The organism is Streptococcus rupicaprae (assembly GCF_040545225.1).
In the GTDB taxonomy this organism is placed as follows: domain Bacteria; phylum Bacillota; class Bacilli; order Lactobacillales; family Streptococcaceae; genus Streptococcus; species Streptococcus rupicaprae.
Genome location: NZ_JBEPLO010000026.1, coordinates 17,016 through 33,050 on the forward strand (window position 1 = coordinate 17,016; position 16,035 = coordinate 33,050).

The 16,035-nt window shown below is 47.0% G+C and carries 9 protein-coding genes; 5 read left to right on the forward strand and 4 right to left on the reverse strand.

Annotated elements, in window-relative coordinates:
- Nucleotides 1-13: 13 nt before the first annotated feature.
- Nucleotides 14-3,679 (reverse strand): helicase-exonuclease AddAB subunit AddA, encoded by a 3,666-nt coding sequence (gene addA, locus ABID29_RS09995; RefSeq protein WP_354366006.1) that lies wholly within the window; start codon nucleotides 3,677-3,679, stop codon nucleotides 14-16.
- 273 nt (nucleotides 3,680-3,952) lie between these two features.
- Entirely contained in the window at nucleotides 3,953-7,183 is a 3,231-nt protein-coding gene (gene rexB, locus ABID29_RS10000; protein WP_354366007.1) for an ATP-dependent nuclease subunit B, read from the reverse strand.
- A 335-nt stretch (nucleotides 7,184-7,518) separates the two neighbouring features.
- On the opposite strand from rexB, the gene ABID29_RS10005 reads away from it, so the two are divergent.
- Genes ABID29_RS10005 through ABID29_RS10020 form a run of 4 tightly spaced genes read left to right on the forward strand, consistent with a single transcriptional unit; the run spans nucleotide 7,519 to nucleotide 12,090 of the window.
- Nucleotides 7,519-8,826, forward strand: a complete 1,308-nt coding sequence (locus tag ABID29_RS10005) for an HD domain-containing protein (protein WP_354366008.1) — start codon at nucleotides 7,519-7,521, stop codon at nucleotides 8,824-8,826.
- Between the two features lie 5 nt (nucleotides 8,827-8,831).
- Complete coding sequence (gene yidA / locus ABID29_RS10010) at nucleotides 8,832-9,641, forward strand: sugar-phosphatase (protein ID WP_354366009.1); 810 nt, start codon at nucleotides 8,832-8,834, stop codon at nucleotides 9,639-9,641.
- A complete protein-coding gene (locus ABID29_RS10015; RefSeq protein WP_354366010.1) occupies nucleotides 9,641-10,861 on the forward strand; it encodes an aminoacyltransferase in 1,221 nt (406 codons plus the stop codon). The genes yidA and ABID29_RS10015 overlap by 1 nt, the downstream gene beginning before the upstream one ends.
- Complete coding sequence (locus ABID29_RS10020; RefSeq protein WP_354366011.1) at nucleotides 10,861-12,090, forward strand: aminoacyltransferase; 1,230 nt, start codon at nucleotides 10,861-10,863, stop codon at nucleotides 12,088-12,090. Before ABID29_RS10015 ends, ABID29_RS10020 begins: the two co-directional genes overlap by 1 nt.
- Nucleotides 12,091-12,151: 61 nt before the next feature.
- Here the strand turns inward: ABID29_RS10020 and ABID29_RS10025 are convergent, their stop codons facing one another.
- Complete coding sequence (locus ABID29_RS10025; protein WP_354366012.1) at nucleotides 12,152-12,847, reverse strand: YwaF family protein; 696 nt, start codon at nucleotides 12,845-12,847, stop codon at nucleotides 12,152-12,154.
- Nucleotides 12,848-12,863: 16 nt separating this feature from the next.
- Nucleotides 12,864-14,204 (reverse strand): UDP-N-acetylmuramoyl-tripeptide--D-alanyl-D-alanine ligase, encoded by a 1,341-nt coding sequence (locus ABID29_RS10030; RefSeq protein ID WP_354366013.1) that lies wholly within the window; start codon nucleotides 14,202-14,204, stop codon nucleotides 12,864-12,866.
- A gap of 533 nt (nucleotides 14,205-14,737) precedes the next feature.
- Between ABID29_RS10030 and ABID29_RS10035 the strand changes: the two genes are divergently transcribed.
- Nucleotides 14,738-15,793 carry a zinc-dependent alcohol dehydrogenase family protein gene (locus tag ABID29_RS10035; protein WP_354366014.1) on the forward strand — a complete coding sequence of 352 codons (1,056 nt, stop codon included), beginning with the start codon at nucleotides 14,738-14,740 and terminating at the stop codon, nucleotides 15,791-15,793.
- The last annotated feature ends 242 nt before the right edge of the window (nucleotides 15,794-16,035 follow it).

A 16,035-nucleotide genomic window follows, 5' to 3' on the forward strand; every position in this document is an offset into this window, starting at 1 on the left:
TTACAAATCATTTTCAATCAGATACGGCCAAGACCTGTACCTCTGCCCCGCCCAGCAGGATCAAATACTTGTCAACCCGGTCGATGGCATAGGCGCGGGACAGGGCCTGGGCATAGAGGTTCATCTGAGCCTGGTAACGGTCATGGATCACCTGAGGATCTCGATACTTGTCGGTCTTATAGTCAAAGAGAACCAAGCGGTCTTCCAAGACAATATAGCCATCCACAATCCCCCGAACCACGAAATCCTCCTGACTGGCAGGATCCGTCACCAACATCGCAAAGGGCGCTTCCCGTTTAACCTTGTCCTGATGCTCCAGAATCATGCAGCCCAAATCTGTCTTAAAAAAGGCTTCTATCTTAGTCAAGTCCATTTTTTGCTTGACTGTCTCTCGCGTCTGAACGCGCTCTAGAACTTGTCTCAGCAGGTCCTCAGTAATCGGCCTGTCCAGGGGAATCCTCTGCATGAATTCGTGCAAGACTGAGCCAATCTCACTGCCGGTCACTGGCGCTTGACCGCTAAAATCGGGCAGTTGCCAATCAGGTTGACGGACTTGCTTGTCCATGATGTCCACCCCTTCACTTTCCAAGACTGGTTGGTAGAAGGTTTTGATCTGGCTAGGGGTTCGCACAGTTGGCAACTTGATAGCTGCTGCGTAGGTACGGTTGAGCTGGTCAACGTTTTCCAATTGGCGGAGCATGGCTGAGATGTCCGTGGATTGGCGGTTGTGGGCTAGCTGATCTGGGTGGATAGTCTGCGCTGGCGCAAGCTGGCCGATGGCCTCTGGAGTCAAGTCTTGGGAAGAAACATAGCTGAGCTGGTAGGCCAGGTTTTCCCTTTTTCCAAAAGCAGCTAAGAGGGCTAAAAACCAGTCCTGGAAGCTCTCCATCTGCTCTCTGAGGGCCAAGGGAAGGTAGCCCTGTTCGGTCTCTGTGCCAAAGGCTTCTGTCAAGGTCTTTTGGCTCCCTTTTCCGACCAAATAAAGTTTTTTCTCCGCCCTGGTCATGGCGACATAGAGCAGGCGCATGCTCTCGGACAGGGTGCTGAGGCGCTCCTCTCTACGGTTGATTTGGTAAGGCAGGGTGTCCATGGAGACCCTAAGCGGGGTGCTGGCTCTCTCAGGGGCAGTCGCTTCCGTGTCTAAGACCAGGTTAGCAACCAACTTGATGCCCACGCCCTTGTCTCGACTGATCAAGAGTGGCGAGCTCGCTTCTCGTTTGTTGCTGAAAAAGCTTTTATCCAAATTAAGCAAAAATACATAGGGAAACTCCAAGCCCTTACTTTTATGGATGGTCATGAGCTGGACTGCATTTTTAGGCTTGCTGACTGGCACATCTGCCAGGTCATTATCACTGGCTAAAATCTTATCAATCATGCTGATAAAACGCGGGAGACCCTTGAAGCCTGTTCGTTCAAATTGGTCCGCCCGAAGGGCCAAGGCATAAAGGTTGGCCTGGCGCTGTTCGCCATTCGGCAGTGCCCCGACATAATCGTAGTAAAATTTATCGTTGTATATTCGCCAGATGAGGTCATGCAGGCTGAGACGCTTGGCCGCCTTTCGCCAAGCCTGAAACATCTTATCAAACAGGTGAAGTTGTTGCTTAAGGTTTGGCTTAATCAGCTCGGGCGCCTGACCTGTTCCTGCTAAAGCCAACTGGAGCTTATCGTATAGGGTAAACTCCAGTTGATTTTTGTCAGCTTGCAAAGCAAGCCGTGCCAATTGGTCCTCGTCAAACCGAAACATGGGAGAACGCAAAAGGGCTACCAAGGCGTAATCGTTAAGGGGGTTGTTAATGGTCCTCAGAGTATCCAGCATTACCTGAACTTCCAGGGATTTTAGGTAGTGCTGCTCCCCTCCATCCGCTACTAAGGGAATGCCATGCTGGGCAAAAGCTGCTAAAATGCCATTATTGCGTGTCCGTGAGGGAACCAGGAGGGTGATGTCTGAAAAGGCGACGCCTTCTTCGTTATGGAGGCGGATAATTTCCTTGATAACCAGCTGGACTTCCTGATTGCCAAGATCGGCCAAGGTCTCTTCCTTAGCAGGATTGCTTTCCTCTTCACTGTCTCTTGCTTGGCTATCAGTGTCATAGATGAGGAGCTCTGTGACGTGATTTGGCTGAGCGATTTTTTGCCGTGGACTACCCGCCACCAATCGATGACTCTCATCGTAGGCAACATCTCCAACAGCTTCATCCATCAGACGGCTAAAGAGATCATTCGTGGCATCGAGGACTTCTGATTGGCTGCGGAAATTTTCTTTGAGCAGGATCAGCTTGCCTGCCAGTGGCTCTTCCTGATAAGTCTTGAAGGTTTGGTTGAAGATCTGCGGATCTGCCTGGCGAAACCGATAGATCGACTGCTTAATATCTCCCACCATGAAACGGTTATCCCCTTTAGACAGGAGATTCAGCATGGCTTCTTGGGTATGGTTGTTGTCCTGATACTCATCAACCATCACTTCATGGTAGGTCTGCTGATAGAGGGTTCGGATAGCTTCCTGCTGGCTTAAAATCTCGATGGCAAAGTGGCTGATATCGGCAAATTCAAAAGCTGCTTCTTGTTTTTTTCGGTCCAGATAAGCTGCTCTAAAGTCCAGCAAGAAAGCTTGGAAACACTGGAGCAAGGGCAGGGCCTCTTCCTGATAGGTCAGGATTGTCGTCACATGGCGCAGGTCTGTCAATTCCTTGTGGAGTTGCTTGAAAATCGGGTACTTGATCCCCTTTACCGTCACATCGTCCCCAGCAGGAATCATTAGCGTCACCGCCTGTGCCAAGTCTGCCAGACTGGAAAAAGTCGATGAATCTTGGCTCCAATCATAGAGGCTGTCGATGATGGCTTGGTGTTTTTTGAAGGCAGCAGTTGGCTCCCCCTTGGCCGTCAGGCGTTTGTAATCGTCCAAAAGGGTCAGGTCTTCCAATTGTTGGGCGGTTCGCCTCAGTAGGGTCAGGATACCTTCCCTGAAATAAGCAGGCAGATCTGCCTCCGTCTGAAAGGTCTCATAGCCCTTAAGAAAAGTCCCTTTTAGCCACTCTTCTGGGTGGCTGGTAGATTGTGTAAACTGGTATACCTTGTCCACCATTTGAAAAAAGGGCTGGGGCGATTTGCTATTTCGCGAAAAATTCTTGACCAAGGCCTTAAAGATCTCCGCATCTGGGCCTTGGAAATAATGGTCAAAGAGCTGGCTGAAGACTTCTTTTTTGAGCATATCCTGCTCGCTTTTATCCGTTAAAATCCGAAAATGTGGCGCAAGTCCCAAAAGATAGCCATACTGGATCACCAGCTTCTGGGTAAAGGCATCCATGGTTCCGATATCTGCTAGATGGAGGTCCGCTAGTTGAGCCATCAGGTGCTGGCGCAATGCCTGGTCATCTGTCCTTGCAATCTCTGCGCTCAGCTTCGTTTCCAAACGGTCCTTGAGTTCGCCTGCCGCCTTGACTGTAAAGGTCGAGATGAAGAGCTCCTTGATGGCCACACCTCGTTTGATCTTGTCCAAAATCCGCTCGACCATGACAAAAGTCTTTCCTGAACCCGCTGAAGCAGAGACCAGGACATTGGTCCCGTGGGTATAAATGGCCTCAATCTGCTCTGGGGTTCGTTTTTGGAGCTTGTCTGACTGAGCTTCTTGAACTTGTAAATCTGCAATTTGTTGGTCTGTTAAAAAGGGCTCAAAGGGCATGGTGTCTCCTTTTCTCATCTTAGATGGTATAGATTAGCTCAGGACCTGTATTGGCGCGCCAAGTCCTCGAATGGATCGGTTAAGTTTCTGTCTACTGACGCCAGGACCATAACATGATAAGTTGTTGAAAACTAGTCCAGTCCTTAAGCGCTAGGCTATGGACTGGTTTTTATACTCTTTGAAAATCAAAGATAGGCCTTGTCAGCTCGCTTCGATCAACTCCAGTTCTATCATCAGCTTCGTTTCCTAGATTAGATTGATTTTCTTTAAGTATTAGTCTAGCATCTGGGACATCCTGTCCAACCAGTCTTCTTTTTTACGGCCGAGCTTGGCTAGTCGACGCGCCTGACCTAGGTGAAGGTCCGCTTCAAAGTGGGTAATGCTATTGAACTGATCGCCAGCTACTGTGCGCCCATCTTCTGTATAAGGATTGATGGCAAAATGACCAGACAATATCCCCTCAGCTGCTCTGCTATAGAGCCAATCAGTGAACTGAAGAAGCAAGCCGAGGTCTTGTTGGCTATAGGTATTGGCCGAGGTCTTGCCGTACTGGCTGGTCAGTCCTTGGCTGGTTTCTTCGACAAAAAGTCCCTTAAACTGAAGACTATCCCGCCTTAACTTAGGCAGGTCTTCCAAGATCTTGACCTTCTGAAGATCCACCACAGGGTCCGTCATGTGGAGATACACAGCCCCAAAAATCTGGTCCAAGGAGACCGATTTCTCTTGCTTGGTCATGGCTAAGAGATAGGTCATCAACTGCGGACTCAGGCCATTGAAAAATCTCCCTAGTTGGAAGGTCTGGGCACTGGACTTGTAGTCAATCACGCCGACTGCGTCAGAAGCCTTGAGGCGATCGATCCGGTCAATCTTACCGACCAAACTGATAGGTTGGCTCCCAGCTCTTGCTAGACCTGCTTCAAAACCAGCTTCCTCTGCGATGGTCTCAACCAACTGGTCATCCCTCAAGACTCTAGCAGTTGCTCGCGCAATGTCTCCTAACATTTCCTGGGTAAAGGCTGTTTCACCAGATGCTTGATATAGTTGGCGAAAAGCCTCCTCACGCCCCGTCCTTTCTAAGGCTCTATTGACCTTGGTGTCAAAGTCAACAGGCGACTGGTCTCGTAGGATTTCTTCAAATACCTGGTGCAAAAAAGTCCCGTGTATCCTAGCGTCAGGCTGGATGGTTTCTATTTCTTGCAGGCCAAGGACATGCTTCAGGAAGTACTTATACTGGGAATTATAATAATCTGTCAAGCTAGAGGCCGACAAGCGAAGTGGCTGGCCCTTGGGATAGAGGCGATTTAAGGTATCCTCTTTTAGGGGCTGGGTGTCAAGGCTCGGACTGATCTGCGGGAGACTGATCCCTTCCTTGGCTAATTTTTGACGCAAATACCGGACAGCAACTGACCAGAAGGTCTCCTCTTCCTCAGATAGGGCCTCTGGCAAGTCTTGACGGTTGAGCTCAATCACTCGGGACAAGAGGCCCTTGTAATTGCCGATATCTGCCAGATCGGTGTCAAAGCTGGCTCGGCCCTTAATCACTTTGGGCAGACCCAAGGCCTCCAACTGACTGAGGTAGGGCGAGATGACTTCGTCTGTTTCATTAAAGAGTTGCGGGTAGGACAAGACCAGGTGGTCCTTGGCAGAGTGCAACAAAGAGAGGGCCGTGAAATGGTTGCGCTTGCCCTGTTCTTGACTGCTGATATCCAATAGGCGCTGGCCAGCTTTCTCATTGATCCGCAAACGCTCCTGGTCTGAGAGCAGGCTAGTGTTCTTAGACAGTTTTGGAAAATTGCCCTGCGTCATACCGATGGCAAAAACCAGGCGGTTAGCTGCAGGGGTAATCAAGTCATAAGATTTGACCGTCACCACATCCACTGTAGCAGGCACTGCTCGAAACTGTGCGCCCACCAGCCCTGATCGAATCAAGCTGAGGGCTTCTTCTACCTTGAGAACCTGATCGCCAAAAATCTCATAAAACTGCATCAAACTGTTGCTAAAAACCTGCCAAACTTGCTCAGCTTCTTCTAGTTCTTGTGAGCCTGCTTCCTGTGCCATTGCAGCGAGATTCTTGGACACTTGCCCAAATTCTAGGAACTCTTTTAAGTGTTGGAGAAAGGCTTGACCGGTTTGTGGCTTAGCCTGCAAAAAAGTCAGAATCGGATCGATCAAGGCTTCCTTGAGTTGGTTCAAACGCTCCAAATCATACTTGCCCTTGGGATTGATTCTAAAGGGTTTTCCAAATTGACTGATTCCCTTCAACTGAGCATAGTGAATATAGTGCTCCAAGCGATCAATTTCATCCTGACTCGCCTGGCCATAGAGCCCAGTCTTGAGCAGATTAACCAGGTCTTCCGCTTGGTAATGGTAACGCTTCAAGCGCCAAAGACTGTCAATGACATTGACCAAGGGATGCTGACTCATGGCTTCCGCGCGACCAAAGTAATAAGGGATTTCATACTGGTCAAAGAGCTTGCCAATATGCAGGCGATAAGTATCCACATCTCCCAGCAGAACCAAAATATCCTTGTATCGGTAGCCCTGCTCCAAGGCAGCCCGAATCTGCTTGGCCACATGCGTCACTTCTTCCTTTAAGCTGACCACTTCCCAGAGACTCACGGCCTCTTTGGCCTGGTCTGATAAAGGCTTCTCCAGCAAACTAAAATCATAGCAGGACTGAAAATGTTGGGAAAGTTCCATTAGTTTCGGATTGACAGATGCTCCTTCAGCCATGACATAGTCTGGTCTAACGGCAAATGTCTGAGCCAGATCCCGCAAAAAATCAACCCCAGCCTGATAAAGGCCTGACCCATGAGGGGACTTGTAAGCCTTGGGACTGGCATAGGTCCCAAGAACCACGGGAACGCCAGCAGCATCCAAGGCCTTGATCAAGTTCTCTTCCTCTAGGGAGAACCGGGTGAACCCATCGATCACCACAGCAATCTTCTTCAAGTCTTCTGCCAAGTCTCCTGACTGGATTTGCCCAATTAGGAAACGGACCTTGCTCTCTTCTTGGTAGTCTTCCTGCTGGAGCAGTTGGTAAAAGGCTTGGAAAATCGTCTGTAAATCTTCCGTTTTTTCAGGAGAATCCAAATCTGTCAAATCACTGACATGCATTCCTGCCGCCTGCAACTCCTTATGGAGATCAACCAACTCTTGCAGAAAATCCATGGATTGACTCAATGGCCCATAGACCTTAAGACTGTTTTCTGGCAGGTTTGTCAGGGTTCGGTAAAAAAGCATGACCAAGCCTGTGTCATCTAGTTTCTTTTGTTTGTCCAGTCCATTGAGCGTAAAGTATCGCACCATCTGGCCAAACCGTGTCACCAAAAGATCAAAGCTGGCCCCTTGCGGCAGATAAGTCAAGACCTGCCTCTCCTTTTCAAAAGATAGTGAATTGGGGGCAATGTAAAAGACCCTACGGCCTTCTGCCGACAGGGCGAGGGCTTCCTTGGTTAGGATAGCTGTTAAATCCTGGTAAATATCGGTGTAGATGAGTCGCATAGGCCCCTCCGTATCCTCTTTTCTTAGGCTCTATTATACCAAAAACTAGGAAGAATAGCTGGCTCCAGCAAAGTTCAATAGCCATAAGGCAATGGTGCGAAACATCTGCTGCTTGTTCTATTTTTTCCTTCTTTAGGTTCCAAAGGAGATTTTGAGGAGGGAAGCTGAAAAAGCAGGTGTTTGGGAGATCCCATGGTACCTGTTTCTTTTGTCGCTCGTCTTAAGAGCTTAAGATTAGAAGATCATTTCCCAAAAACCATCATTTCTTTAGGTATAGCTCCTCTTCCTGTCGCCTTTTAATGGCAGAATAGGGGGATTTTTGCTATAATGAAGCCATGATAGAAAAAGTTTTTCGAGATCCTGTCCATAATTATGTCAACGTGGACCATCCGGTCATCTATGCCCTGATCAACAGCAAAGAATTCCAGCGCTTGCGTCGTATCAAGCAGTTGGGAACTTCTGGTTTTACCTTTCACGGTGGCGAACACAGTCGCTTCTCACACAGTCTAGGTGCCTACGAAATTGCTCGTCAGATCACGGCCAAATTTGAAAAGAAGTACCCCGAGCTTTGGTCCAAGGAGGAAACCTTGCTGACCAAGGTAGCGGCGCTTTTGCATGATGTCGGCCACGGGGCCTATTCCCATAGTTTTGAGCGTCTATTTGACACGGACCATGAACTCATGTCCCAGTTGGTCATTACTGACCCTGAGACAGAAATCTGTCAGATCCTCCAAAAGATTGCCCCGGACTTTCCTTACCAGGTAGCTTCGATCATCAGCCACAACCACCCGAATAAAAAAATCGAACAGCTGATTTCCAGCCAGATTGATGTGGATCGGATGGATTATTTGTTGCGGGATTCTTACTTTTCAGGGGTCAAGTACGGTGAATTTGACCTGACTCGTATCCTGCGTGTTATCCGTCCAACTGAAGATGGAATTGTCTTTGACAGTCAAGGCATGCACGCCATTGAAGACTACATTGTCAGCCGTTATCAGATGTACATGCAGGTTTATTTCCACCCAGCGACACGCGCCATGGAAGTCCTCTTGCAAAATCTGCTCAAACGCGCCAAGGTGCTCTATCCAGTTGAGCCTAGCTTTTTCCAACAGACCTCGCCGCTGCTCTTACCTTTCTTCCGTCATGATTTTGATCTCTTTGACTATCTGGCCATCGACGACGGGGTCATGAATACCTACTTCCAGGCCTGGACTAGCTCATCTGATCAAATCTTGGCAGATCTGGCGAGTCGATTTGTCAACCGCAAGGTGTTCAAGTCTGTCACCTTTGACCACGAAGACGAGCAAGAGCTCGATAGCCTGCGCTACCTGGTCGCTCAAATCGGCTTTGACCCAGAATACTATACGGCAGTCCATCGGAATTTTGATCTGCCCTACGACATCTACCATCCAGAAGCCGAGCAGCCTAAGACCCAGATCGAACTCCTGCAAAAAGATAAGAGCCTGATTGAATTGTCTGAGCTATCGCCACTGGTCGAGGCCCTATCCGGCACCATCCAAGGGGATCAGCGCTTCTATTTCCCTAAAGAAATGCTGGCTGACACCAGCCTCTTCTCTCATATTTTGGATGATTTCTCCGCTCAAATTGATAATAACCATTTCCGCTTTAGAAGGGATTCTTAATCGTTATGTCCATTAAACTTGTCGCCGTTGATATTGACGGCACCCTCATTACTGACCAACGCCAGATCACACCTGACGTCTTTGAGGCTGTTCAGGAAGCCAAGGCGCAAGGGGTCAAGGTAGTTATTGCCACAGGACGACCAATCGCCGGCGTCAAAGAACTCTTAGCCCAACTCAAGTTGGATGAACCAGGTAACTATGTCATTACCTTTAACGGAGGCCTGGTCCAAGAAACCGCTACAGGTGAAGACATCGTCTCTGAAACCATGACCTATGACGACTATATGGAAATCGAGTTGCTCAGCCGCAAACTCGGTGTCCACATGCATGCCATCACCAAAGACGGTATCTACACCGCCAACCGCAATATTGGCAAATATACGGTCCATGAGGCCAATTTGGTCAACATGCCGATTTTCTATCGAACGCCTGAGGAAATGGCTGACAAGGCCATTGTGAAGATGATGTTTATCGATGACGCCGAAATCTTAGATGCGGCTATCCAAAAACTGCCTGCCGACCTTCACGAGCGTTATAATTTAGTCAAATCAGCTCCCTTCTATCTCGAAGTGCTCAAAAAAACGGTCAGCAAGGGGGCTGCCATTCAGCATTTGGCAGATAAATTAGGACTTGATATGAGTCAGACCATGGCCATCGGGGACGAAGAAAACGATCGTACCATGCTAGAAGTGGTTGGTACCCCTGTCGTCATGGAAAACGGCAATCCCGAAATCAAGAAGCTCGCCAAACACATCACAAAATCCAATAATGACAGCGGCGTGGCACACGCCCTTAGAGAGTGGGTATTAGAATAATGTATTCCTATAAAGTTGGCATTTCTGCCCAAGAGCATGACCAATTTGCCATGGCTTCTGATCAGACCAACTTGCTACAAAGCAGCAACTGGGCCAAGGTTAAAGATAACTGGGAAAATGAGCGCATCGGGTTTTACCAAGATGGCACGCTCGTCGCTTCTTGTAGCCTCCTCATCAAGCCACTGCCCCTAGGCTTCACCATGCTTTATATCCCGCGTGGTCCGATTATGAACTATTCTGATCAAGATTTGGTTAAATTTGTCATCCAGTCGCTCAAGGCCTATGGCAAGACCAAGCGGGCACTCTTTATCAAGTTTGACCCAGCACTTTTGTTGCGGCAATACTCCCTCCAAGAAGTCTCATCTAGCCCTGAAAAGACTGAGACCCTGGTCTATTTAAAAAATTTAGAAACTGCTGGCGCCATCTGGCTGGGAAGAACCAGCGACATGGCCGAGTCCATCCAGCCACGTTTTCAAGCTAATGTATATACCGCAGCCAATTTAGCAGAGCAATTTCCCAAGCACACAAAGCGCCTGATGAAAGATGCTAACAATCGAGGCGTCATCACTAGTCGCGGTAACGTGAAAGACCTCCCAGAATTTGCTAAGGTAGTGGCCTTGACGGAAGGCCGCAAGGGGGTTGCTCTGCGCAATGAAGCCTACTTCAGGAAACTGATGACCATCTATGGCCAGGATGCCTATCTCCACTTGGCCAAGGTCAATTTATCTCAGCGTTTAACAGACTATCAAACGCAACTAAAGCAAGTCAATCATGAGTTAGCAGAGACCGCTGACCACCAGAAGAAACGCTTAACCAAACTCCAGCAGCAAAAAGCTTCTATTGAAAAATATATCCAAGAATTTTCGGAGTTTACAGAGACTTACCCAGACGAATTAGTCATCGCAGGGATCCTCTCCATTCGATTCGGACACAGCATGGAGATGCTCTATGCGGGGATGAATGATGCCTTCAAAAAATTCTATCCCCAGTACTCTCTCTACCCTAAGGTCTTTCAGGATGCCTTTCATGATGGCGTTGCTTGGGCCAATATGGGAGGAGTGGAAGGCAGTCTCGACGATGGTCTGACCAAGTTCAAGGCCAATTTTGCTCCACTGTTTGAAGAATACATCGGTGAATTTGACATTCCAGTCAATGGACTCTTCTACAAACTATCCCGCTGGGCCTACCAAACCCGAAAAAAATTAAGGAATAGACACTAATGACACTTATTCAGTTAGAAGCAACAGCTTTTGAAACCTTTGCTAGCCAATATCCCGGCTCTTTTATGCAGAGTGTCGAAATGGCAGAGCTTTTCAAAAAACGTGGCTTCACCACTTATTTTCTCGGCTTAGAAAGAGACCAGCAACTGCAAGTCGCAGGCCTGGTCTACACGCTTCCCATGACCGGTGGTCTCCATATGGAAATCAACTCAGGACCTATCAGCCGAGATACTAATTACCTCAAAGAATTTTACAGGGAATTGCAAGCTTTTGCCAAGGAAAAAGGAGCCCTCCAGCTCCTGGTCAAACCCTATGATACTTATCAAGTTTTTGATGGTGAGGGGAACCCTACCAGTCCCGAAAATGGGCACCCTATCATGGATTTAACTGATCTAGGCTACCAACACGATGGCCTACTCACAGGATATCCTGGTGGTGAGCCTGACTGGCACTACGTCAAAGATTTATCTGGCCTAACACCAGAGACCTTGACCAAGTCCTTCAGTAAAAAAGGCCGTCCACAGGTCAATAAGGCCCTGAGTTTTGGCATCAAGACCAAGATTCTCACAAGGGACCAGCTCCCTCTCTTCAAGGCCGTTACTGCTGCAACGTCTGAGCGTCGTGACTATACGGACAAATCCTTGGAGTATTACCAAGACTTCTACGACAGTTTCGGCGACAAGGCCCAGTTCATGCTTGCCACCATCCAGTTTCAAGATTATCTTGACAATCTTCTAATTGACTATCGTAAACTAGAAGAGAAGCTTCAAAACACAGAAGCTCAGCTTCAAGAATACCCTGATTCAGCCAAGCACAAAAACATCTCTCGCGAACTCAAAAGTCAGATGGCAACCTTTGAAACAAGAATTTCAGAAGCTAAAAATCTCGTTGAGCAATATGGCCAAGAAGAAGTTGTTCTTGCTTGTGCCCTCTTTATCTATCTTGGCAATGAGACTGCCTATCTCTTTTCTGGTTCTCATCCAGAATTCAACCGCTTCTACGCCCCAATGGTACTCCAACACGGAGCCATGTTAGAGAGTCTCAAGCGAGGGATTTCTACCTATAACTTTTTAGGGATTACCGGCGAATTTGACGGTTCCGACGGCGTCCTTCGTTTCAAACAACAATTCAACGGTTACATCACTCGTAAAATGGGAACTTTCCGCTATTACCCTAAACCTTGGAAATTCAAGCTCTTGCAAGCGCTCAAAGGCTTGCTAGGCCGCTAATGTTCAGTCACGCTAAAAACCTGCCCATGCTCTGCATCTAGAGCTTGGACAGGTTTATTTTTTATATTTTTTCCTGGTGGAGAAGCTTGCCCTGGCCTTGAAAATGAAGGCAAGTCCATTGAACCAAACCAACCAAGAAACTTAAAACAGTCGTAACCACCATGACATTAATCATAGGATCAGTTCCCCCAATAATAGGCGTTTGACACAAAAAACCATAATTTCCTCCTGTCACAGCATTGACGCAAAGCTGTAGCAAATTGATGATGACAGTCGTCCGAACAATAAAGCGCAGCTGAAGCGTTGGAATCTCTCCTTGATCCAACAGGTAAACCAAACTGTTCACCAAGAGTGCTGCATGGCCGAAGATAAAGGAAAACGTCGTCACATGAAAAAGGGGAAAGGGATCAAAAACCGGATAAACAAAAGCTAAGATAGATCCTGCTACACCCAAATAAGCAAAATAGCGTTTCAACAGCCAGTGCTTAGGCAATAACAACAGTGACAACATGGCCAGACGGCAATGGTAAAGAGGTAAACTCTCAGACAAAGGGGCCTGAGTTGCAACATACCAACCATAAAGACTAATCAACTGGATCCATTGCAACCCTTGAAAAAAACGACTAAATCGTGATTTTTCGTGTTGAAATAAGGCTAACAAAATCAGGGCGAGACAAAAAATGAAACAAGCGAAATGTCCTAGCAAAGACAGAGAGGGCGCATGAGTTGCCTGTGAACTAAAAAAATCTTTCAGCAATCTCTCCTTCTCCCTTCTAAGCTTCTAGAAGCTCTACGATAGCAGCCAGATTCATAGAATTTGACCCTTTTAGCAACAGCTGGTCTTGGGGCTTAAGGTCTTCTTGAAGATCCTGAAGCAACTCCTCAAAACGGTCCACGGAGGCAACATAGGTCAAACGCTCATCTCCTGATAGAACTTCTGCCAAGGGAGCCATCTCTGGTCCGTAGAGGTAGATTCTGTCTAAAGCTTCTGTCAAACTTGGCGCCATACCGGCATGGAGTCGGGCAGAAGCCTCCCCCAGCTCCTTCATATCTGCCAGGACCACTATTTTGCGGCCACCTGGATTTTTAGGGATGGCTGAAAACGTCTCTAAAATCAAGCGCATAGCCGTCGGATTAGCATTGTAGACGTCCGATAGAATCTCTGCACCATTCTTGGCTTTTTTCCATTCGGTTCGGTTGCGAGTCAGCTGTAGCTGAGCCAACGCGCGCTTGATCTTCTCATCTGAAACGCCACAGACCTTGCCAACATAAGCCGCCAGCATAGCATTGGTAGCATTGTACTTGCCCGTCACTGGGAGCTCAACAGTTCCCACAAGAGCTGTGCTCTCAAAGGTCAGGTTCTCCTTGTTCTCACAAAGATTGGTCAAGCGAAGTTCTGCTTCTGGACCAAATCGAACCACTTTTTGCTGACTAGGAAGGTAAGGTTCTACCAAGGGGTCATCAGGTACCAGCAGGAGACCACCATCTGGCATCCCGCTTGTAATTTGCAGTTTCCCTTGAGCTATCTTATCTCGACTCCCAAAAAACGCTAGATGGGCTTCTCCTATCAAGGTAACCACACTGATTCTAGGTCGCGCTATCTTGGAGAGCCATTCAATGTCCCCAAGATGATCTTGCCCCATTTCTAAGACCAGCTTCTGCGTGTTATCTGGCATGTGTAAAACCGTATAAGGTAAACCAATTTCATTATTATAATTCCCTTGGGTTTTATAGGTCTGATAGGTAGTTGCCAAGACATCATGAATCATGTCTTTGGTTGTCGTCTTTCCGTTAGAACCGGTAACCGCAATCACGTCAACTTGTAATTTATCAATATAATAGCTGGCCAATTGCTGCATCGCCAAAAGAACATCTGAAACTAAGAGATGAGGACAATCTAAAGGCTTCTCTGACAAAGTTGCTACTGCTCCATTTTCAAAGGCAAGGCCTATAAACGTATGCCCATCTCGAGCACCTTTTAGTGGCATAAATAGATTTCCCGCCTTAATCTGACGACTATCAAATTCCATCCCCGTCAGCAAACTATCTGGATAGATTCGAAAGTCATTTTGTGCTCCGACAATCTTACCGACCTCATAAAAACTTAAGCGCATAGCGTATCCTCTTCTTTTCTCAATCGACCCTATTGTACCACAATTTCCATCAATCGTAAAACTTCCTCAGTCTTCTCTCACGCCTTACGCACGAAAAATGCATGCAACTGTTTGGGCACATACGTATTTTTCAAAAATAGCCCCAAAGACAACTTAATACCAGTAGAAATCTTTCAACCTCATTAGCCTTATGCCAAAAACTTTATTTGAAACATTTGCCATTTAGATGACGCTTTACTTTCTAAATGCTGATTTTTTTACATCCGTTATGGTTTTCTTTCTAGTATGTATGAAAATTTTTGAAAATCGCTCTCGTTTGTTCTTTGCATAATCAGTATCTTAACGCCTCAAAAAAAGTTAACCAGTTCAGTATTCCCAAGGGGTTTATCGGTTAAAAAATATTGAAACTTTTTTCACAAAATACTTGAAAACGATTTCTTTTTCGGGTATAATAATCTTGTAAAAATAAGAAAGGATTGAATAGCTGATTATCCAGTGACACTATCCAACCATTTTATAAAAGGAGACTTTCTATGAAAGCAGCAACATTCGCAGAACTTGGACGTATCGAACTCCAAGACCATCCAAAACCTTCTATCATCAAACCCACAGACGCTGTTGTTCGCATTCTAAAAACAACCATTTGTGGAACAGACCTCCACATTTTAGGTGGCGATGTTCCTGAAACACCACCTGGTTCCATACTTGGTCACGAAGGAATTGGTATTGTCGAAGAAGTCGGTTCAGCCGTTAACAACTTTAAGGTTGGCGATAAGGTTATCGTTTCCTGTATCACATCTTGTAATGTCTGCCATTACTGTAAACGCTCCTTGCCATCCCATTGCGAAACAGGCGGTTGGATTTTAGGGCATTTGATCCCTGGTACACAGGCAGAGTATGTCCATATCCCACACGCTGATGGCTCGCTCTACCATGCACCTAAGACGGTTGAGGACGATGCGCTTGTCATGCTGTCTGATATTTTCCCAACCTCCTTTGAAATCGGGGTTCAGTCATCTGATGTCAAACCAGGTGATACCGTCTGTATCATTGGTGCTGGCCCAATTGGTCTCGCAGCCCTTCTGACTGCCCAGTTCTACTCCCCTGCCAAGATTATCATGATCGACTTATCGCAATCTCGCCTAGATGCCGCCCTGAAATTTGGCGCTACCCACACGATTTGCTCGTCTGATATAGACGAAATCAAGGCCAAAATTAATGACATTACCAATGGCTATGGTGTTGATATTGCTATGGAATGTGTCGGATACCCTGCAACCTTTGATGTTGCCCAGAAAATTGTCAGCATCGGTGGTCACATTGCCAATTTAGGCGTTCATGGAAAACCAGTTTCCTTTGAACTGCAAGATTTATGGATCAAGAACATCACCCTCAATACTGGATTGGTCAATGCCAATACAACTGAAATGTTGCTCAATGTCATCAAATCAGGAAAAATTGACGCAACCCAACTGGTGACTCACCACTTCAAGCTATCTGAAATCGAAAAAGCCTACGACGTCTTCAAAAATGCAGAAGCTAACAAATCCCTCAAGGTCATTATCGAAAATGATATCAGCCCAGTTTAAGTTTTACTCAAAGAAAATCAATCTAGCCTAGGAAACGAAGCTGATGATAGAGCTGGAGTTCATCGAAGCGAGTTGGCAACGGCCATCTTTGGTTTTCAAACAGTATTAGAAGACGTCTCGCAGTCCCTGCCAGATAGACATCCAAAACGAGGCCGGGCAAAAACTAGCCTCAAAATCAAACCACACCGTGATTTCTGTCTTGAAAACAATCAAGATGAAAGAATCACTGTGTGGTTTTTGAG

Excerpts from the sequence above, each read along its gene's own strand:
- ABID29_RS10035 (WP_354366014.1), top strand. The coding sequence starts at position 14,738 with ATGAAAGCAGCAACATTCGCAGAACTTGGACGTATCGAACTCCAAGAC.
- rexB (WP_354366007.1), bottom strand. The coding sequence starts at position 7,183 with ATGCGACTCATCTACACCGATATTTACCAGGATTTAACAGCTATCCTA.
- addA (WP_354366006.1), bottom strand. The coding sequence starts at position 3,679 with ATGCCCTTTGAGCCCTTTTTAACAGACCAACAAATTGCAGATTTACAA.
- ABID29_RS10030 (WP_354366013.1), bottom strand. The coding sequence starts at position 14,204 with ATGCGCTTAAGTTTTTATGAGGTCGGTAAGATTGTCGGAGCACAAAAT.
- yidA (WP_354366009.1), top strand. The coding sequence starts at position 8,832 with ATGTCCATTAAACTTGTCGCCGTTGATATTGACGGCACCCTCATTACT.
- ABID29_RS10005 (WP_354366008.1), top strand. The coding sequence starts at position 7,519 with ATGATAGAAAAAGTTTTTCGAGATCCTGTCCATAATTATGTCAACGTG.
- ABID29_RS10020 (WP_354366011.1), top strand. The coding sequence starts at position 10,861 with ATGACACTTATTCAGTTAGAAGCAACAGCTTTTGAAACCTTTGCTAGC.
- ABID29_RS10015 (WP_354366010.1), top strand. The coding sequence starts at position 9,641 with ATGTATTCCTATAAAGTTGGCATTTCTGCCCAAGAGCATGACCAATTT.